The 20,928-nt window shown below is 42.1% G+C and carries 16 protein-coding genes; 12 read left to right on the top strand and 4 right to left on the bottom strand.

The annotated features are described in order from the left end of the window. Positions 1-93: 93 nt before the first annotated feature. From B3C94_RS00850 to dctA, 5 genes are all read left to right on the top strand, one after another. The gene (locus B3C94_RS00850; RefSeq protein WP_293897516.1) at positions 94-2,049 is read left to right on the top strand and encodes a gamma-glutamyltransferase family protein; all 1,956 of its coding nucleotides are present in this window, start codon (positions 94-96) and stop codon (positions 2,047-2,049) included. 89 nt (positions 2,050-2,138) lie between these two features. Further along, positions 2,139-2,741 carry a 2'-5' RNA ligase family protein gene (locus B3C94_RS00845; protein WP_293897514.1) on the top strand — a complete coding sequence of 201 codons (603 nt, stop codon included), beginning with the start codon at positions 2,139-2,141 and terminating at the stop codon, positions 2,739-2,741. An 84-nt stretch (positions 2,742-2,825) separates the two neighbouring features. Continuing rightward, positions 2,826-4,703, top strand: coding sequence for an Nramp family divalent metal transporter (locus B3C94_RS00840; RefSeq protein WP_293897512.1), 1,878 nt, complete (start codon positions 2,826-2,828; stop codon positions 4,701-4,703). Positions 4,704-4,823: 120 nt separating this feature from the next. Then, positions 4,824-6,734: a class II glutamine amidotransferase gene (locus B3C94_RS00835; protein WP_293897510.1), complete on the top strand. Its 1,911-nt coding sequence runs from the start codon at positions 4,824-4,826 to the stop codon at positions 6,732-6,734. A 133-nt stretch (positions 6,735-6,867) separates the two neighbouring features. Further along, entirely contained in the window at positions 6,868-8,130 is a 1,263-nt protein-coding gene (dctA, locus tag B3C94_RS00830; RefSeq protein ID WP_293897508.1) for a C4-dicarboxylate transporter DctA, read from the top strand. A gap of 190 nt (positions 8,131-8,320) precedes the next feature. Here dctA and lon read toward each other — a convergent pair whose 3' ends face one another. Then, positions 8,321-10,798 carry an endopeptidase La gene (gene lon / locus B3C94_RS00825; protein WP_293897506.1) on the bottom strand — a complete coding sequence of 826 codons (2,478 nt, stop codon included), beginning with the start codon at positions 10,796-10,798 and terminating at the stop codon, positions 8,321-8,323. Positions 10,799-11,141: 343 nt separating this feature from the next. Between lon and B3C94_RS00820 the strand changes: the two genes are divergently transcribed. Next, positions 11,142-11,798 carry a tetratricopeptide repeat protein gene (locus B3C94_RS00820; protein WP_293897504.1) on the top strand — a complete coding sequence of 219 codons (657 nt, stop codon included), beginning with the start codon at positions 11,142-11,144 and terminating at the stop codon, positions 11,796-11,798. Positions 11,799-11,992: 194 nt separating this feature from the next. After that, positions 11,993-12,547, top strand: a complete 555-nt coding sequence (locus B3C94_RS00815) for a ferritin (protein ID WP_293897502.1) — start codon at positions 11,993-11,995, stop codon at positions 12,545-12,547. A gap of 42 nt (positions 12,548-12,589) precedes the next feature. On the opposite strand, the gene B3C94_RS00810 is transcribed toward B3C94_RS00815, so the two are convergent. Further along, the gene (locus tag B3C94_RS00810) at positions 12,590-14,884 is read right to left on the bottom strand and encodes a TonB-dependent receptor (RefSeq protein ID WP_293897501.1); all 2,295 of its coding nucleotides are present in this window, start codon (positions 14,882-14,884) and stop codon (positions 12,590-12,592) included. A 325-nt stretch (positions 14,885-15,209) separates the two neighbouring features. Between B3C94_RS00810 and B3C94_RS00805 the strand changes: the two genes are divergently transcribed. After that, positions 15,210-15,365: a hypothetical protein gene (locus tag B3C94_RS00805; RefSeq protein WP_293897500.1), complete on the top strand. Its 156-nt coding sequence runs from the start codon at positions 15,210-15,212 to the stop codon at positions 15,363-15,365. Between the two features lie 256 nt (positions 15,366-15,621). On the opposite strand, the gene B3C94_RS00800 is transcribed toward B3C94_RS00805, so the two are convergent. After that, entirely contained in the window at positions 15,622-16,209 is a 588-nt protein-coding gene (locus tag B3C94_RS00800; protein WP_293897499.1) for a hypothetical protein, read from the bottom strand. Continuing rightward, a complete protein-coding gene (gene gpmI, locus B3C94_RS00795) occupies positions 16,190-17,722 on the bottom strand; it encodes a 2,3-bisphosphoglycerate-independent phosphoglycerate mutase (RefSeq protein WP_293897498.1) in 1,533 nt (510 codons plus the stop codon). The genes B3C94_RS00800 and gpmI overlap by 20 nt, the downstream gene beginning before the upstream one ends. 173 nt (positions 17,723-17,895) lie before the next feature. Here gpmI and B3C94_RS00790 point away from each other — a divergent pair, with 173 nt between their 5' ends. From B3C94_RS00790 to B3C94_RS00775, 4 genes are all read left to right on the top strand, one after another. Beyond that, complete coding sequence (locus B3C94_RS00790) at positions 17,896-18,354, top strand: DUF4783 domain-containing protein (protein WP_293897497.1); 459 nt, start codon at positions 17,896-17,898, stop codon at positions 18,352-18,354. A 77-nt stretch (positions 18,355-18,431) separates the two neighbouring features. Further along, positions 18,432-19,289, top strand: a complete 858-nt coding sequence (nadC, locus tag B3C94_RS00785) for a carboxylating nicotinate-nucleotide diphosphorylase (protein WP_293897495.1) — start codon at positions 18,432-18,434, stop codon at positions 19,287-19,289. Between the two features lie 15 nt (positions 19,290-19,304). Next, a complete protein-coding gene (gene plsY, locus B3C94_RS00780) occupies positions 19,305-19,955 on the top strand; it encodes a glycerol-3-phosphate 1-O-acyltransferase PlsY (protein ID WP_293897493.1) in 651 nt (216 codons plus the stop codon). Positions 19,956-20,082: 127 nt separating this feature from the next. Further along, positions 20,083-20,895: a M48 family metallopeptidase gene (locus tag B3C94_RS00775; RefSeq protein WP_293897491.1), complete on the top strand. Its 813-nt coding sequence runs from the start codon at positions 20,083-20,085 to the stop codon at positions 20,893-20,895. Positions 20,896-20,928: the final 33 nt, after the last annotated feature.

Raw genomic sequence — 20,928 nt, 5'->3', positions numbered from 1 at the left:
CCTATCAATCTCGGTTGATAGGAGTTTTTTGTTTGTTTTAAAAATACCTATCTTGGTTTTACTAAAACAATTGCTTAACGAAAGATTGCTGCTATGAAAAGAAGATGCCCCTCGCTACTGATTACGCTGTTTGGATTGCTTACGACTTGTATACCCATGCTGAGTTCAGCTCAGCGCACCCAAAAACCGCCCTTACATGGTAAACATTGGATGGCCATTACAGGTAAACCCCTGGCGGCAACTGCGGGTGCCCAGCTGTTCCAGCAGGGCGGCAACGCGGTGGATGCCGCTTGCGCGATGCTCGCAGCAACTTGTACAATGTGGGATGTCCTGAGCTGGGGCGGTGAGACCCAAGCTTTAATTTACCATCCGAAATTAAAGAAGGTCATTGCCATCAATGCGCTGGGAGTAGCACCAACTGGAGCGACAGTCGATTTTTTTAAGTCAAAAGGTTATGAATTCCCCCCTGAATATGGTCCTTTAGCGGCTGTCACTCCGGGTACACCCGGCGGATTATGTTATATGCTGGCCCAATATGGAACCAAAAGCTTGGCTGAGGTACTGGCACCTGCTCTTGAAATGGCTGCAGGTTATCCCATGGATGCCCAAACAGCAACAAGTATTGAGCGGGGCAAAGACCGTATAAAGGAATGGCCCTACAGCAAAAAGGTGTTTTTAGTGCATGCAGGTAAATCCTGGGAAGCACCCGAAGCGGGTGAGCTTTTTGTACAGCAGGATTTGCTTCGGACATTATCCAAGCTGGTTGAAGCCGAAAAGCAGGCTCTTGCTTCTGGCAAAGATCGAAAAGCGGCAATTATGGCTGCTTATGACCGCTTTTACAAAGGCGACATTGCCGATGAATTTGTGCGCGGTAGTCAAGAGCAAGGCGGTTTGATTACAAAAGCAGACCTGGCCAACTGGAAGCCTATTGAAGAGGAGCCTTTGCATATGAATTACAAAGGTGTTGATGTGTATAAATTGCAGGAATGGACTCAAGGTCCAGCCATGCTGCAGAGCCTGCAAATGTTGAAAAACTTTGACCTAAAGGCAATGGGCTATAATTCCGCTTCCTATATTCACACACTCTATCAGGTCATGAACTTGGCCTTTGCCGATCGGGATTTTTATTATGGCGATCCCTACGGAAAGCCCAAAACGCCTATTCGAGGTCTTTTAAACGAATCCTATGCCAAGGCGCGTGCCGCAACAATTGATCTTCAGCAAAATAACCCGAATGTACTTCCCGGAGACCCTTATCCCTATGAAGGTAAACGGAACCCGTATCTGTCGCTGCTGGAGCAGCGTAAGCAGGAGTTTACGCCAAATACGGAACTGAAAAATGATTTTGTTCCTAAACATGATGCCCGTTCAAGTTCTTCTTTAATGGAATTGCCGAAGGCAGCTCTTTTGGCATCTTTAGCGGTGGATAGTGCTTATGTCGATCGGCTCCTTCGGGGGACGACAAGTGTTGAAGCAGCCGATGAAGAAGGATGGGTCGTTTCGATTACACCGAGTGGTGGCTGGTTGCCTGCTTGTATTGCGGGGAATACCGGAGTAGGTATGAGCCAGCGCTTACAGAGCTTTGTGTTGGATTCATTGATAAATCCCTTCAATGTGGTTGAGCCGGGTAAACGGCCGCGAGTTACACTCACCCCTTCGATGGCTTTGAAAGACGGAAAACCTTACCTTTCTTTTGCTGTGCAAGGCGGAGATACACAAGATCAGAATTTACTGCAGTTTTTCTTGAATATGGTCGAATTTGGCATGACACCCCAGCAGGCCAGTGAAGCAGCCAACATCAATAGCAATCAGCTTTGGCTATCTTTGGGGGGAACGAAAATCGACGACCGAAAACCCCGATCAGGTAGCCTGCTGCTCGATAAAAATACAGCACCTACTGTTATTGAGCAGCTGAAAAAAATGGGCTATAGCATACAGTTAGGAGATCGTACCAGTGGACCGATCAATGCCATTTATTTCGATCAGCAGCATCATACGCTCTGGGGCGGCAGTAGCAATAATGGTGAAGATTATGGAATCGGATGGTAGCCTCTGCTACGGACTAAACGCAGGAATTGGGTTTTGTTATCTCCGCTGTATTTGTTATCTTACCTACTGATCGAAAACTGATTTTTGTTATGGAGGATAGTGTCAATAAATATTCGTTTGTTTTTCAACCTGATGAAGCTGGTATTGTTTTGGTAGATGGCTTGAAGCGGCGATTACGTGCGTCATTGGCTGAACTGTTTCCTGACAAAAACAAAGGTTGGTACCCCAGCTGCAATTCCAAGGCCCATGTGACCATATGTGCTTTTGAAGCAGATGAGTATAAACTGGCTTCGGCTGTTGAGGCTTTGCGGGAAGCTTTGGCCTACGAACGCAGCCAGTATGTTTATTTTGATCATTTCTCCTCTTTCGCAGGCGGTGCTTTCTATATAGCGCCGACAGTACATGCCCGAAGTTATCTGAAAGATCGTGCGAGAAAGGTGGTACATACGTTGTCGCAGTTTGATCTGATGGATATCAGCGATGAACCCCATATTTCAATTGGGCGACAGCTGGAGCCAGAACGTCTTGAGATCGCAAAAGAACAATTGCGGTCGGTCGATCTGAATTTTATGTGCAAGGGTGTTCATGTGCGGCAGTTTAAACCTGACTTAGGTCAATATGAGATCATCGATTTTATACAATTTGGCAATCAGTCAAAGGAAAATTCTGGCCAGCTGGCATTTAAATTCTAATTATATCGGGTTTAAATTGCCAAATAATGTAAAGCTTTTTATCTTTAAGGCTGACAATTGACGATATTGTACTTACAGCAACTTATGCATTACGACGAATCCCATCATAAATCACTATCTGATATCCACGAAAGTGTCGATGTCAATCAAGGAAAATCCAAATTCAAAAAGATACTTAGTTTCTTTGGTCCTGCTTATCTCATTAGTGTCGGGTATATGGATCCGGGCAACTGGGCTACGGACCTTGCCGGCGGAAGCCAATTTGGATATGCCCTGATCTGGGTTTTGTTGATGAGTAACATCATGGCCTTAGTGCTGCAGAATCTATGTGCACGCCTTGGTATTGTACGTGGTAAAGATCTTGCACAATGTAACCGTGAAACGTATCCTAAACGGATGAATTTTGTGCTGTATGTGCTCGCTGAAATTGCGATTGCTGCCTGTGACCTGGCCGAGGTACTGGGGATGGCCATCGGTCTTAATCTACTTTTCGGTATCGATCTGCTCTGGGGCGTCATGATTAGTTTTGCAGATACCTTCCTGCTGCTCTATCTTCAGAAGCTGGGGATGCGAAAAATGGAGCTTTTTATCATCGGACTGATCGCCCTTATCGGCATGTGTTTTATGGTAGAAATGTTTCTGGCGAAACCCGATTTTGCGGAGGTGGCCACAGGATTTATACCTAGTATCCCCAATAGCGCCGCCCTGTATATCGCCATCGGAATTATAGGAGCGACCGTGATGCCGCACAATCTGTATCTGCATTCGGCCCTGGTTCAGACACGGAAAATTGACCGAAATGAGGTTTCTATCCGAAAATCACTCAAATACAACTTTTGGGATAGTGCTATTGCCCTGAATCTGGCATTTTTGGTGAATGCCGCGATATTGATCCTTGCAGCATCTGTTTTTCATAAGAATGGAATGCACGATGTAGCCGAACTCGAAGATGCTTATCATCTACTGGGCAACCTGCTGGGGACTGAATGGGCATCCAAGCTGTTTGCGGTGGCATTGATTCTTGCGGGACAGAGCTCAACGGTGACCGGTACCCTCGCCGGACAGATTGTGATGGAAGGCTATCTTAGATTGCGGATTAGTCCGACACTACGAAGGATTATAACCCGGCTATTGGCTATTATTCCGGCTGTATTGGTGATTCTGATTTCGGGTGAAGGCCGTGTTGGACAACTGCTGATCTTTAGTCAGGTGATCTTGAGCATGCAGCTTGCCTTCGCCGTTATTCCGTTGATCCATTTTGTGAGCGATAAAGTCAAGATGGGCGTTTTTGCAATCAAACCATTAACAAAGGCATTTGCTTGGTTGATAGCGGCCATTATCGCGGTGCTGAATTTTAAATTGGTCTACGACGAAGTGGTCGGTTGGATTGGAGAAGCAAATAATATTTTGGTAACGGTGTTGCTGATATTAGGCGCAGTTGGTTTGTTCGCTTTGCTGGTGATGACGGTATTATATCCATTTCTATTGAAATCGAAACCCATTGAACTGGAGGTCCATCCACCATTTGAAGCATTGCATTTTGAACATAAAGGCTCCTTTAAGAAAGTTGTAATTGCCTTAGATTTTTCAAATTCTGACCAGAAAGTCATTCAATATGCCCTGCAGCTTTCGCATGAAGATACCAGATTTGTGGTTGTCCATATCGTGGAAAGTGCATCCGTCAAATATACCGGGGAGTCGACAGATGATTTTGAATCACGTCAGGATCTGGAGCGTTTAAAATTATATGCTGATTTTCTATTGTCGCAAGGACATCAAACGGAATATGAATTGGGTTACAATAACCGGATCAAGAGCATTGCTGAGGTCTGTGAGAAATATGAGGCCGATCTCCTGGTTGTTGGGAGCCATGGGCATAGCGGCGTGAAGGATTTTGTTTTCGGTGAGACGGTCAACAAGCTGCGGCATGCAGTGAAGGTACCTGTTTTTATTGCTCAATAAGCTTTAAGGCGCTATCGCAAAGAGCCACTGTCTATTCACTGTAATTTTATTACGGAAAAAGTGAGGGTAGGGATCGGTAAGTGCTAAATAATTCTTATTTTTGCGACATCAAATCAAGATATGAGCGACGCTATTAAACACGAGTGCGGAATCGCACTAATTCGCCTGTTAAAACCCTTATCTTATTATCAGGAAAAATATGGTACGCCATTTTATGGCATCAACAAATTGTACCTATTAATGGAAAAACAGCACAACCGTGGACAAGACGGGGCTGGAATTGCCACCATTAAATTTGATGTTAAACCTGGAAATCGTTACATTTCGCGTTACAGAGCTATGGGCTCGACTGCTGTGGCAGATATATTCGAATATGTGCAGAAAAAATTCGCTTCTGTTCAGAAAGCGTTTCCGGAGGAATCAAAAGATACACAATGGTTAAAAGATAATGTAAGTTTTACCGGAGAAGTACTTTTAGGACATTTGCGCTATGGAACGCATGGAAAGAACAGTATCGAAAGCTGTCACCCATTTTTGAGACAAAACAACTGGATGTCTCGTAATTTGGTGGTAGCGGGTAACTTCAACATGACCAATGTGGATGAATTGTTGCAACAATTATATGAGTTGGGGCAACATCCAAAAGAAAAAGCGGATACAGTAACCGTTTTGGAAAAAATTGGCCACTTCCTGGATGATGAAAACCAAGAGCTTTTCGATCAGTTCAAAAAAGAAGGTCATTCTAATATTGAGATCAGTTCTTTGATCGCTAAAAATATTGATGTTACCAAGATATTGAAGCGTTCGGCCAAAACTTGGGATGGCGGTTATACCATCGCAGGTATCTTTGGTCATGGTGATGCTTTTGTTATGCGTGATCCAGCAGGTATTCGTCCGGCGTTTTATTATCAGGATGAGGAGATCCTAGTGGTGGCATCGGAAAGACCTGTTATCCAGACGGCATTCAATATTCCTATCGGTGCTGTGAAGGAAATTAAACCTGGCCATGCCCTGATTGCGAAAAAAGATGGTACAGTAACCGAAGAGATGTTTAGACAGCCCGTCGAGCAACGTTCTTGTTCTTTCGAACGGATTTACTTTTCGCGTGGATCGGATGCTGATATCTACCAAGAACGTAAGGAATTAGGTAGGTTACTGGTACCTCAGGTATTGGAATCTGTCAAAAATAACATCAAAAATACTGTATTCTCGTTTATCCCAAATACAGCCGAAGTATCTTACTATGGCCTCATGGACGGTATCAATGCTTATGTTCGGGATTTTCAAAAGGAGACTTTGTTGAATCGCTCAGAAAAAATTTCTGATGAAGAATTGGATGAAATCCTGAGTATTAAACCTCGTTTTGAAAAACTCAACGTGAAGGATGCAAAATTGCGCACATTTATTACGCAGGATGCAGACCGTACAGATATGGTACAGCACGTATATGATACGACTTACGGTATTGTCAAGGATCATGAAGATACCATTGTTGCTATTGATGACTCAATCGTTCGGGGAACAACATTGAAACAAAGTATTCTAACAATTTTGGATCGTTTGAATCCGAAAAAAATCGTGATTGTTTCATCTGCTCCTCAGATTCGTTACCCGGATTGTTACGGTATTGATATGTCACGCATGGGCGAATTTGTGGCCTTCGAAGCAGCAATTAACCTGTTGAAACAACGTGGTATGGCACATATAATCGATGAAGTTTATCAAAAATGTGTGTTATCAATGACCCAGGATGTCAACGATATCGAAAATTATGTCAAAGCCATCTATGCACCTTTTACGGATGAGGAGATCTCGGAGGAAATTGCTCGTATTGTAAGACCTCACCACCTGAAAGCAGAGCTTGAAGTCATTTATCAGACATTGGATAATCTGCATAAAGCTTGTCCAGCACATAAAGGTGATTGGTACTTCTCGGGTGACTATCCTACACCTGGAGGAAACAAAATTGTCAATAAAGCTTATATGAACTGGATTGAAGGAAAGAATGTGAGAGCATATTTCAGCAATTAAGTTTAGAAAATATCATAAGAAGGGATGCATTTATGCATCCCTTTTTTTTATATTCGTACTCAGAAAAGGCTGAATCCTAAATTAAAAAACCGATGAATAGCAAAGGGAATTGCTGTCAGTAAATAAACCGATCATGAAACATATTTTTAAAAGCCTCTATTTTCAAGTTGTATTGGGGATACTAATAGGGATTATTTGCGGGATTTATTATCCTGACTTTGCGGTCAAGCTAAAGCCACTGGGAGATGCTTTTATTAAACTGATCAAGATGGTTATTGCGCCATTGATTTTCAGTTCTATCGTGATTGGCATCGCTGGTATGCAGGATACAAAAAAAGTTGGTAAAATCGGCCTGACTTCCATTATCTATTTTGAGATCATGACAACGATCGCGCTAATCATCGGTCTGGTGTTTGTTAATCTGATACAGCCGGGCACCGGTATGAATGCCGATCCTGCGAGTCTAGACGTGTCTTCGGTATCACACTATATTTCAGAATCCAAGGAACCCCACAGTTTTATGGATTTTATCATCGGGATCATCCCAGATAATGTGATTGCGGCGGTGGCTTCGGACAATATGCTACAGGTGCTTGTCTTTGCAGTTCTTTTTGGGATCGGTATGACAAAGATAGGGCAGAAAGCTTCTGAACCTGTACTCAACGTATTGCAGTCTTTTCTAAAGGTCCTCTTTTCCATTATCAAAATGATTATGTACCTAGCTCCTTTAGGGGCAATGGGCGCCATGGGTTTTACGATTGGCAAGTTTGGCATCCAGGCTTTATCTAAACTGGGCATGCTCATGCTGAGTTTTTACCTGACCTGTTTTATTTTTGTGATCATTGTAATTGGAGCAGTCTTGCATTTTTATCTTAAGGTCAATGTTTTTAAGTTTTTAAAATATATCAAGGAGGAAATTTTGATTGTATTGGGGACTTCCTCTTCAGAATCTGCACTGCCGGGCATTATGCAGAAGATGGAAGATGCAGGCTGTGCCAAACCTGTGGTAGGCTTAGTTATCCCTACAGGCTATTCCTTCAATCTGGACGGGACAAGTATTTATTTGACCATGGCAGCGGTATTTATTTCACAGGCGCTGAATATGCACCTTAGCCTGGAGCAGGAGATTACCTTGCTGCTGGTATTGCTGCTGACTTCCAAAGGCGCTGCCGGTGTCACGGGAAGCGGTTTTGTTACCCTTGCCGCGACATTGCCCGTTGTCGGACATGTACCCGTAGAATCCGTTGCTTTGATCTTTGGTGTGGACCGTTTTATGAGTGAAGCAAGGGCGATTACAAATTTGATCGGAAATTCGGCGGCGACATTGGTGATCTCCAAATATGAAAACAGCCTGGACGAGGAGCTATTGCATGAAAAGTTGGGGTCTAAACGCTGATATGCGTTATCAGAAGCTCAGGCTAAAAGACGCTTAGTTTCAAAACGAAAGGAAGGACGCAAAAAGACAACTCAAACCGTTAGGGACCAGCTGATAAGGATGAGGGAAGACATATGAAACTGTATAAAAAAGGGGCTACCCAACTTTTTTTGGATAGCCCCTTTGTCATTTAGAACGTTTCGGGTAGCTGTTAGCTTTCCTTTTTTGTGTTTTCTATATTCTGTGCCAGATCAATGGCGCCAATGACTTTTTCTTCCAACAATGCGAGTTTGATCACTTGCGACATTTCAGTCACGTAGTGAAACTCCATGTCTTTGATGTAATCTTCTTTGATCTCGAGGATATCCTTTTCATTGGATTTACAAAGGATAATATCTTTGATGTTAGCACGTTTAGCAGCAAGAATTTTTTCCTTGATACCGCCTACAGGTAATACTTTTCCACGTAAGGTGATTTCACCGGTCATGGCTAATTTCTCCTTCACTTTACGTTGTGTAAATAACGATGTCAATGCTGTAAGCATCGTTATACCAGCCGAAGGGCCATCTTTTGGGATAGCTCCTGCGGGAACGTGGATATGGATGTCCCAATGGTCAAACACACGGTAGTCAATGCCAAAATCCGAAGCGTGGGCTTTCAGGTAGGCCAATGCAATCGATGCCGATTCCTTCATAACTTCCCCAAGATTACCGGTCAGGCTCAGACGTCCTTTTCCAGGGCTCAAAGAAGATTCTATAAATAGAATATCGCCACCTACAGAAGTCCAGGCTAAACCTGTAACGACGCCGGCAACATTGTTGTTTTCGTAAATGTCTTTATCAAAGATCGGTGCACCCAAAATGTCCAGCAGATCCTGTTCATTGATACTCGGGTTGTAATCTTTTTCCATAACAATACGCGTTGCGATGCCACGTACGACCGAACCGATTTTCTTTTCCAGTCCCCGTACACCAGATTCGCGTGTGTAATCCTCGATGATCTTTTCGATGATCTTGCCCTTCAGGGCCACATCTTTAGCTGCCATTCCATGCATTTCGCGCTGTTTTGGCAAAAGGTGTTTTTTTGCGATTTCGATTTTCTCCTCGATAGTATAGCCATTCACTTCGATAATTTCCATTCTATCCAATAAAGCTGGCTGAATAGAACTTAGTGAGTTGGCTGTTGCGATAAACATCACCTTGGAAAGATCAAATTCCATTTCTACATAGTGATCATAGAAATGCGTGTTTTGTTCCGGATCCAATACTTCCAACAGGGCAGAAGAAGGATCACCCTTGAAGTCAGCGCTCATTTTATCGATTTCATCCAGGATGAAAACAGGATTTGCTGCGCCTGCTTTTTTCAGGGATTGAATGATACGGCCCGGCATTGCGCCGATGTACGTTTTGCGATGCCCTCTTATTTCAGCTTCGTCGCGTACACCACCCAAAGCCATACGGGTATATTTACGGCCCAACGCTTTGGCAATAGATCTTCCCAAAGAAGTCTTACCGACTCCCGGAGGGCCTACCAAACAAAGGATTGGGGCTTTCATATCATTTTTTAATTTCAATACGGCAAGGTACTCAATGATACGTTTTTTTACTTTCTCAAGCCCGTAATGATCCTTATCGAGCACTTTTTGTGCTTTGTTTAAATCAAAATTGTCTTTTGTTGTTTCATTCCAAGGCAGATCGAGTAGGAGCTCAAGGTAATTGAGCTGCACCGAGTAATCTGCCGCTGCTGGATTGATACGAGAGAGCTTTTCGAGTTCTTTGTTGAAATGTTTTTCTACTTCAACACTCCATTTCTTTGTTTTACCACGTTTTTTAAGCTCTTCCAATTCAAGGTCGGGGGTATTCCCGCCCAATTCTTCCTGAATAGTTTTAAGCTGTTGGTTCAAGAAATAGTCGCGTTGCTGCTTGTCGAGGTCCACACGTACTTTATTTTGTATCTGGTGTTTTAATTCCAGCATCTGGATTTCTGTGGTCAACAGTTCCAGTAAAAGTTTGGCCCGGTTCTCTACTTTAGGTATTTGAAGCAGTTCCTGCTTTTTGGTCATTTCAACATTGATATTCGACGAAATGAAATTGATCAGAAACGAAGGGCTTTCAATATTTTTAATCGCGATACCAGCTTCACTCGGTAAGTTTGGCGAAAGTTGGATGATCTGCAGCGCCATTTCTTTTAAGGTCGAAATTGTCGCCTTAAAGTGCTTGGTCATCTTCGGCTTCGCTTCGTTGAATTTCTCCACACGCGCCTTTAAATAAGGCTCTGTATCGACAATTTCCAACAAGTTGAATCGTTGTTTTCCCTGGATGATGACGGTGGTATTACCATCAGGCATTTGAAGTACTTTGATGATATGGGCAACGGTGCCCACTTTGTTTAGTTCTTCAAATCCTGGGTCCTCTACTGTCATGTCCTTTTGAGAAACAACACCGATAGTCTTGCTGCCTTTATAGGCTTCTTTGACCAGTTTGATTGATTTATCTCTACCTACGGTAATCGGAATGACAACACCGGGAAATAATACGGTATTACGTAAAGGCAAAATAGACAATGCTTCTGGAATTTCAGCATTCGCCATATTATCTTCATCCTCTTGGGTGAGTAAGGGGAAGAATTCGGTATCCTCTGCAACGATTGGAATTGCTTGACTGAAATCAAAAGTTTCGAATTTGCTCATAGTATTTATTTTGTGTATTTGGCAGTCGCTGACATGTTGACGGCTGACGCTCAAATTTTAAGCTTCTATTATTGTTTCCCCTATATTGCAAGGGGAGTGCCAATTGCTAAAAGTGAGCAAAATTACAAATCTATTTCCTAGAATAGGAAAAAAAGGCAGGTTAAATAAAATTTATCTGCCATTTGTTAGAGAAATAGGCATAATAATTGTAATATTGGATTGTGAAACAACGCTAAGGGCATCTTTATCATGACAAGAGACAGTGTCAGAAGCTTTTTCACAGATATGAAATTGATCGGTTGTGATCATTAAAGAGAGAATATAAAAACGTAACTATTTAGATATGAATTTAAAATCATTTAAATTGGGTTTGTTTACAGGGGTTTTTGCTTTAGTCGCTTTAAGCGCAAATGCACAACAACCAAAACAGGCTGAGCATAGCAACGCTAATGTGAGAATGGGGCAAAAAGCTCTTTTGGATGGTGATTTCAAGAATGCAGAGTCATACTTGACCAAAGCCCTACCGCAGGAAGGGAAAGATCCGGATGTATTATATATGTTGGGATACTCTCAGTTTCAAAATGGTGATTATAAAAAATCAGCTGAAACATTTGGAAAAGTAGTTGCATTAAACGGTAAAAATGCCAATGCTTTATACTTTAAAGCGAAAGCAACAAACAATCTTGCTGTTCAGGCAACAAACAAAACATCCGTTGCGAACAAAGAACAGTTGTTGAAAGTGGCTATTGAGGATTATTCAAAAGCAATCACTATCAACCCAAGTGACGCTAAATTTTATCAAAATAGAGCGATTGCTAGTCGTGACTTAGGTATTTTAATCGGAACAGAAGGTACGCCTAATTACAATAAGGCGATGGCAACTGACGCTTACAATAATGCGATCAAGGATTATGAAAAAGTGTTAAGTTTTGATGCATCCAAGAAAGATATCCAAACGGAAATCAAAAAAGCAAAAGTATATAGAGATAACTTAAAATAGTATCACTATTAAACATAGAAAAGGGAATTCCAGCTGGTTTTCCCTTTTTTTTTGCGATATAAAACAAAGGACTTGCCTGATAAAACGAGGGACTGCCGCCTTACGACCGCAGCGATTTGCCCATTTTTAGTTCGATAAATTTCAAAACGAAATGCCCGATAATGATGTTCTTTACTAAATCAAACAGATGACATATGGAAACGAATCGATTGTCAAAAGACATGCAAGAAACTTTAATCAAGCAAATGACGAAAGAAGCTGAGGCAGCTCAGATATATTTGGCATTGGGTATATGGGCAGACGATCAGGGCTATGGTGGAATCGCGAACTTTCTGTATCGGCATGCGCAGGAAGAGCGTAACCACATGACGAAGATTATGGGCTATATTCTGGAGCGGGGTGGCCGGCCAAGAATAGAGGCCATTGCACAGCCTCCAGCAGATCCACAATCTTTAACAGAGTGTTTCAACCGTGTTTTTAGACACGAAGTAGATAATACAGAAGCAATCTATAATATTGTCAATTTGGCAATGGCTGAAAAGGACTGGGCAACCTGGAACTTTGCACAGTGGTTTGTCAAAGAACAGATCGAAGAAGAGAAATTAGCATTGGAATTGATCGACAAGTTGAAAATTGCCGGTGGCGACCGTGCTTCGGATGAATCCTTATTTGCTTTGGATTCCTCTTTGGAAGCAATGCCTGATGACGTGCCGTTGGCAAGAGAGGCAACAGCAGATGACCCCAAATAATAGCTAAAAAAGGCGGAATCTTTAAAATTCCGCCTTTTTAATTTACTTTATGCTAAAAGGAAGGTAAACACCGAAAGTGATGTTTCTTCCCATATTGTAGACGCCAAAATTGGGATCTTCCTGTGAAAGACGTCCCGGGCGTAATCTGCTCAGTGCATCGTAATAACGTTTGTTGGTCAAATTGGACGCGGCTGCAAATACTTTTAATTGCTGGGATCCAAGATGTAAGGTTGTACCGATTCCAGCATTCAATAAGGTGTAGGAATCTGCCGGAGTTTCAAAGGTTTCGTCGATGCGGTTCTGTTTGAAATAATTGTCTAGACCCACAGAAACGTAGAACGCATTTAATCCCGTAATCTTAGGTTCAAGACGTAAAGTGTTGTGCACGACTCCGGCAGGAATTAATGCCAGCGGTCTGTCGTATGTATTGTTCTGTGCATGGGTATAACTGAATGTATTGTCCAGGTGAATCCAGTTTAGCAAATGAAAATTGAGACTTCCTTCGACACCATATAGATTGGCATTGACCTGACCATAGCGGTATACATCGTAAGTATGTGAATCGCCATCCTCACCTACGACAGTTTTGGTATCGCCCTTTGTGGTTGAGGCGTAGATAAAGTTGTGGATATAGTTTTCATAGATTCCGATACTTCCAGTAACGATGCTATGTCCAAACTCCAGGGTAGCATCCGCTTGATAACTTCTTTCGGGTTTGAGGTTTTCATTGCCGACCTCATAGCGGTAGGTTCCTTCATGCACACCGTTCGAACCAAGTTCGGCAGGATTGGGCGCTCTAAAGGCCGAACCGGCATTTGCTTTGAAATTGAGGTCTTCGCTGAAGATATGCGTGTATCCAAGTGCCCCGCTGACATTGCTGAAACTATTTTTGAAACCAGCGAACTGCTCCTCGTTTTCAATAAAGAGCTGCTTGCCCTTGTTGTTGACGTAGTCATAGCGCAGTCCAACGTTAAATGTGTTTTCCCCCCAGCTTTTCTTTGCATATCCGAAAGCACCCAGCTCCAGCTGATCATAGGCCGGAATCAGGAATTCTACCCCCTTATTTACGCTGTGTTCTTGGCTAGCGCTAATGCCAAATACATGTTGCCAGCCATTTTTTTCACTTAAAGAATATTTTGCATCAAGTGAATAGGTATTCAGATCGAAGAATAAGGAAGGTGTCGCTTCTTCAAGCTCCCGACGTTGATTTTTTTGATAGCCAAGATCGATTTTTAAATTGCCCGATCCAACGACAAAGTTATTGTTAAGAGCCAGCTTATAGTGGCGGATGTCCTGTTTTGGAAAATCAAGCGTACGACTTTTCGAATTGATGTAAAGGGGATCACCCGGTTCGGCATCGTAAAAACCGATATTATTTTTTAAGTACGAAAAATTAAGATGTGAATAGCCCCACTGCTTATTTAGGCCCAGCATACCACTGAAATTGCTGTTGTTAAAGCCACTATTGCCATATCGGCCTGCTGGGGTCTTATAAGAATAGGCATTCTGGTAAGAACCGCGGCCACGCCATACAAATCCATTTTCATTACCCGTCAGCATGACCGAGCTATTGGTCAATCCGTTGTTAGTAGAGTAGCTGCTCAGTATTTCACCTTTTATTTGACCTGCAGTCGGAACGTTTGGCTCAAGTACATTGATGACTCCACCGATAGCATCAGATCCGTACATCAGCGATGCAGCACCGCGAAGGACTTCTACACGATCCGGTTGATTTTGATCGATCTCAATACCATGTTCGTCACCCCATTGCTGTCCCATTTGTTTGACCCCATCACTCACTGTAACGACACGGTTATAGCCAAGGCCCCGTATCACAGGTTTTGAAATACCTTGTCCTGTGGTGATCTGGCTCAGTCCGGGGACTTGTCGAGCAAGCGCATCGATCAGGTTTGTTGCATTGCCCTGTAGTTCATCCTTGGATATTACAGCAACGGAAGTGCTGTTGCGACGGCTCTGCGAAGTGACCAGTGTACCCGTAACGACAACCTCATTGGTTTCAATAATACTTTCTGTCAGAGAAAAATCAACAGTAATATTTTCTGACGTTAAATCGACGGACTTAACAATGGACTGATAGCCTAAAAAGCGAACTTCAACGAGGTAACGTCCACTTGAGGGAAGTGATTTAAAGGTGTAGTGGCCCTGTTGGTCGGATGATGTGCTTGAACGAAGCTGCTGCAACGAGATCGTTGCGCCAGCAATTGGAAGATTTGTTTTGGCATCCGTTACCTTGCCGCTTATCGTTGCAGCAAGGGCCGGAAGTATAGAGAAATAGGAGACAAGCATAAAAATGCAGCCTATAATTTTAATTTTCATCTGTATGAATAATTTCTACGTATGTAATGTGAAGGATGACATAAATTACATTGCTAAGTGGAACCCTAAAGTACCAGTCTTTGGCCTAGCAATTAAATAATTCATGGCATGGATCAATGATTGTTGAATGCTTAAAACTCTTATTGAAGTCGTTTTGTGGCAATAGCGTTGTGCAAATCGCATCAGCGCTATTGAATCAGCGTAAAAATTAACAGGTGGGGGGACCACGATTGCCTGAGAGCAACGCTCTGATGCTTTGGTCTCCCGTAATAAATAAGCCAAATTCAATTTGGCGTGCTGGAAGAATTAACTCATCTAAAGTAAAATGAAAAACAATCTGAGGGTGCGAGTTTTGATCACAAATGGAACACTTGGGATGATCTGCATGATGCTTTTTTGCATGACTGTCAACAATGCTGAGAGCGGTTTGCGGATGCGCATGGGTATACACAATGAACTGACCTATGAGGAAGGTCATTAAAAGCACTAAAGCTGCCAGTTTGTTCAATGAGATACCTTTCACGCCGAAATCACTACGTTTAAACCTATTTGTCCTTTGCGTTATTTTTGTAATTGGGCAAATATAAGCAAAATAAAATATAAAGCAATTGAGTTGCATTTATTATTATTGTGACATTGCACAAATGTTCGCTTAAAAGATAAAATGGATTTACAACAAAAGCCCTCGAAATGAATAATATTCTCGAGGGCTTTGTGTATGGGGCTGATTAGGTTGTTTATTTTTTTGAAGAAATAAACTTCCCTACAATTTCATATTGGTTGGCGTCTAAGCCTTGGACGTCTTGCAATTTGACAATCCGATAGAGCGAGTCGCTGTAGTAATCTAATTTTTCTTGGCTATCGTACAAGGTGTTTGCAATTTTTTTGTCGATATGGATGTGCTTCACCTTTTCGTTTCTGTCAAATTCGATTCGTAGTTTCTGTATTTGCAGATCTTTCTTTTTAGCTGTAAATTCTGTCACGCAGTCGATAGCTTTGACTTCATATAATGAGGGGTCAAAGTTTTTACTGATGTCGGCCGATTGAAAAGCCGATAGTTCATTTTTCCAGCTTCCAATTTTTAGTTCGCGTTCTTCTTTTTCGCCATCTTTCTTGACTGATTTCAGCACGGCAGGGTTGAGCTGCTGAAGGCGGCTGACTTCGGCCGTAAAGAACGAATCAACAGAAAATATGTCTGAAGATTTTTGAGGGCTTTTTGTAGCAGAGGGCGATCCACAGCTCCAAAAAAGCAGCGCACTGCCCATAACAAGGGAAAGTGCTCTGCCACTATTTATAAGTAAATTATTATTCTGATACCAATACATTTCCTGTCATTTCAACGGGGATATTGACGCCTAAAAGCTGTAAGACGGTTGGGGCAATATCACCTAATTTACCATCTGCTATTTTCTTATAATGATCGTCAATCAAGATACATGGAACCAAATTGGTTGTATGTGCCGTATTTGGCGATCCATCTTCATTGACCATAAACTCGGAGTTACCGTGGTCGGCCAAAATAATAAAGGAGTAACCATTTTTAAGGCCTGTCTCAACAACCGTTTTTGTACATTGATCAACAGTTTCCACTGCTTTTATAACAGCCTCAAAAACACCCGTGTGACCTACCATGTCAGGATTCGCAAAATTCAGGCAGATAAAATCAGGTTGAAGTGTTTCCATATCGTTGACGATAGCTTCAGTAATTCCTTGAGCAGACATCTCCGGTTGAAGATCGTAGGTCGCTACTTTTGGAGATGGAACCAACAGGCGGTTTTCACCTTCAAATTGCTGTTCACGACCTCCTGAAAAGAAAAATGTCACGTGCGGATATTTCTCTGTTTCGGCGATGCGCGTTTGCGTTTTATGATTTGCTTCCAACACTTCACCCAGGGTATTGGTCAAGTTATCTTTTTGGAAGACCACCCTGACATTTTGGAATGTTTCATCGTAAGATGTCATAGTCACATAATATAGATCCAAGGGTTGTAGATCATATTCTGGAAAAGCCTTTTGTGTTAAAGCGATGGTAATCTCGCGGCCACGATCTGTTCTGAAGTTATAACAGAAGACCACATCACCTTCTTGGATTGTTGCTACCGGAGTACCGTTGGTGTCTACCAATGCAATTGGTTTCACAAACTCATCGGTTACACCTTCGTCGTATGATTTTTGGATAGCGGCAACCAGGTCAGTGGATTTTTCACCTTCCGCTTTTACTAAAAGATCGTATGCTAATTTCACACGTTCCCATCTGTTGTCGCGGTCCATGGCATAATATCGGCCTATTGCAGAGGCAAAAGTGCCCGTTGTCGTTTTTAAATAGTCTTGTAGATCCCTGACATAGCCAATACCAGAGTTTGGATCTGTATCACGGCCATCTAAAAATGCATGTACAAATACCTGGTCACTTGTCAAGCCAGCATGTTTTGCAGCATCACATAGGCCTTTTAAGTGCTTTGTATGTGCGTGTACACCACCATCGGAAAGCAATCCGATAAGATGTACCTTCTTATTATTTTCTAAGGCATATTTAAATGCATCTTGAATAATTGGATCTGTGTTGAATACGCCATCATTTACCGCTTTGTGAATACGTCCCAACTCTTGGTAGACTATCCGTCCAGCACCAAGATTCATGTGGCCGACTTCAGAGTTACCCATCTGTCCAGCAGGTAGGCCGACCGCTTCACCGGAAGCCTCTAAGCTTGAATTGGGGTATGCTTCTAATAAATGATCTAAAAATGGAGTGTTTGCAGCTTCAACTGCATTTGATTTATCATGTTTTCCATATCCTAGTCCATCTAGGATCATGAGTGCAACTTTTTTCTTATTCATCGTATAACAAAGATAATCTTAATTTTAGAATCTATCAACGCATCTTAAAAACTTCCCTTGTTAATCTCCAATAATTTTATAGGTTTGTGGCATAATTTATGTTCGGTAAAAAATCGGAACTACCTAATGATTGATATGGATGATAGAGCCTGTTCTATAATATGTTGAGCTATATGAAATTTTTGAGCTATTGCGCATTTATACTTATTAATAGTCTTTTTGTAAGCACTGCGGCCTTTGGGCATTTTTTAAGAGAAGCGAATACGGGAGTGGAGGTAACTTTATCGGGTGATGATGATTCTTTGGGAAGTATATCGGAGGAACTGAAATCGTATCTAAAAGAAGGGAGTGCGAAAAATATGGCCAAATATTTTAGTTCAAATTTAACCCTGTCTATTTTGGGTGAGAATGGCGTCTATACAAAATATCAATCTGAAATTATGCTGGGGACATTTTTTAATCAGCATAAACCCAAGACCGTTAAATTGATGCAAGCCAGTAACGCGAACAATGGCTATCAATATTTTACCTTTACATTAGCAACAGAACAAGCCAACTACCGTGTCTTTATTAAGATAGGCGTGGGAAATAATAACCATTCTATTGAAGAGCTACGAATCGATAAAAATTAATATTGACGGCGCTTTTTTTATCAATCTATTTTTCGATTAAAAAATTATTCCACATCTTAGCCCAATAAATAGTATTTATGGAGAAGGAAATCAAGGAATATCTGGCCCAATTTGTCAAGCAGGCAGTTGCGGAGGATTTGGGAGATGGCGATCATACATCACTTTCTACAATTGAGAAAGGAGCACAGGGGGAAGCAAAATTGATTGTTAAGGATAACGGTATTTTGGCAGGGGTAGAAGTGGCGCAGGCGATTATTGCTTATGTTGACGATACGTTGTCCTGCGAGGTATTTATCCAAGATGGAAGCCAGGTTAAAGTGGGGGATATTGCGTTTTATGTTAAAGGGAATATTCAGAGTATTTTATTGGCTGAACGTTTGGTATTGAATGTAATGCAGCGCATGAGCGGTATTGCGACGACTACCCGAAAATATGTAGATCTTTTGGCTGGGACAAATACAGCGGTATTAGATACACGCAAAACGACACCCTTATTGCGTGTGCTGGAGAAGGAAGCTGTGCGGATAGGTGGGGGGACCAACCATCGTTTTGGTCTTTTTGATATGATCTTAATCAAGGATAATCATGTGGACTATAGCGGCGGGATCGTACAGGCTTTAACGCGTGCAAATGATTACAGAAAGAACCTAAATAAGCCAATAGAGATAGAAATAGAAGTCCGAAATTTTGCGGAGCTTGATGAAGTTCTTAACTTTGGCGAAGTGGACCGGATCATGTTAGATAATTTTTCGCCGCAGGATGTAGCCAAAGCTGTTCAGATTATTGACCATCGATTCAAGACAGAGGCTTCTGGGGGGATAACTTTTGACACCATTAGGTCATATGCGGAGGCCGGGGTAGACTATATATCAGTAGGCGCTTTAACACATAGTGTCAAGAGCTTGGATCTTAGTCTAAAGGCCAAATTAATATAAGAACTGATTTAATTAATGATATCGATTTATTTAGTAACTGCAGTATTACTAGCTTATTTGTTTGGTTCCATACCGACAGCAGTTTGGTTGGGGCAAGCATTTTATGGAGTAGATGTTCGTGAGTATGGAAGCGGTAATGCTGGAGCAACTAACACCTTTCGCGTGTTGGGCCCCAAAGCGGGATCGATCGTAATGTTTGTCGATATATTTAAGGGGTGGACAGCAACAAACCTGGCCTATTTAATAGAGCTGGGGCAAAATACAAGCGACGTACAATTTGTCAATTTTCAGTTGGCGTTAGGTGTTATCGCGGTACTGGGACATTTATTTCCCGTATTTGCCGGATTTAGAGGGGGAAAAGGGGTAGCAACACTATGTGGTATGATTCTCGCGATCCATACACCCGCTGCTTTGGTCTGTGTATCCGTGTTTGTCATTATTTTACTGACCACACATTATGTGTCGTTGGGTTCCATTTCTGCAGGATTTGCATTTCCCTTTAGTTTGGCATTTATTTTTAAAACAACGATACCTTCTGTTTTGCTTTACGGAATAGCCATCTGTATCCTATTGTTAATTACCCATCAAAAGAATATTGAGCGATTATTGAAGGGGCATGAATCCAAAATTTATCTCTTTAAGAAAAAGGCTAAGGAAAAAGAATAGGCACAATAATTGCATTCTCTAAAGCGTGTTTAATAATTTATTGTGAAATATCCATGTTGGAAGAGCTGTAGAGCTGCAAATCATCGTTTGGATATTCCATATGGCCATTGAAAGAAAATATATACATATGAACGGAATGTTTAAGTATTCGGCTATGGTATTAGCGTGCGTGGCACTGGCATCGGGGCTGTCAGGTTGCGCAACTTCAGCTGTTACCGGGAAAAAATATTTAAAATTGGTCAGTGCTGATCAAGTGAACCAACAAGCTGCATTGGCTTATAAAGATTTTTTATCGAAGAATAGCGCAAAAGTAGTAACCGGAACTGCAGATGCTGCAATGGTCAAACGTGTTGGCAATAAGCTGGCTACTGCGGTTAACCAATATTTGCAAAGCACGGGCCGCGCAAATCAATTTAATTTCAACTGGGAGTTTAATCTTGTAAAAAGCGATGATGTCAATGCATGGTGTATGCCAGGCGGTAAAGTTGCGGTATATACCGGAATATTACCAGTAACACGTACAGAAGCAGGTTTGGCAACGGTTATGGGCCACGAGATCGCGCATGCTATTGAGGAGCACTCTGTTGCTCAGGCATCGAATCAGATCGCTTTACAGCTAGGAGGACAGATTTTAGGATCAGCCGCAGGGGTTTCTGGGAATAGTACACTTGGTGTTTTTAACAATCTTTATGGTTTGGGCGGTAATTTAGCACAATTGAAATTCTCGAGAAGTGATGAATCAGATGCAGATGCTGCAGGTTTGATCATTATGGCTTTGGCTGGTTACAATCCAAACGAAGCGGTCGATTTCTGGAAACGTATGGCATCCGGTAGCCAAAAAGGGCAGCCTGAGTTTTTGAGTACCCACCCGAGTGACGAACGAAGGATTGCGGATATTCAGAAATTGATTCCCAATGCAATGAAATATTATAAAAAATAGATAGTCCATACGAAAGAAAAAGAGTCGTCTGCC

Origin of the sequence: Sphingobacterium sp. UBA5670, assembly GCF_002420705.1 — a bacterium.
Taxonomy (GTDB): domain Bacteria; phylum Bacteroidota; class Bacteroidia; order Sphingobacteriales; family Sphingobacteriaceae; genus Sphingobacterium.
This window is presented reverse-complemented; position numbering and strand designations above follow the sequence as displayed.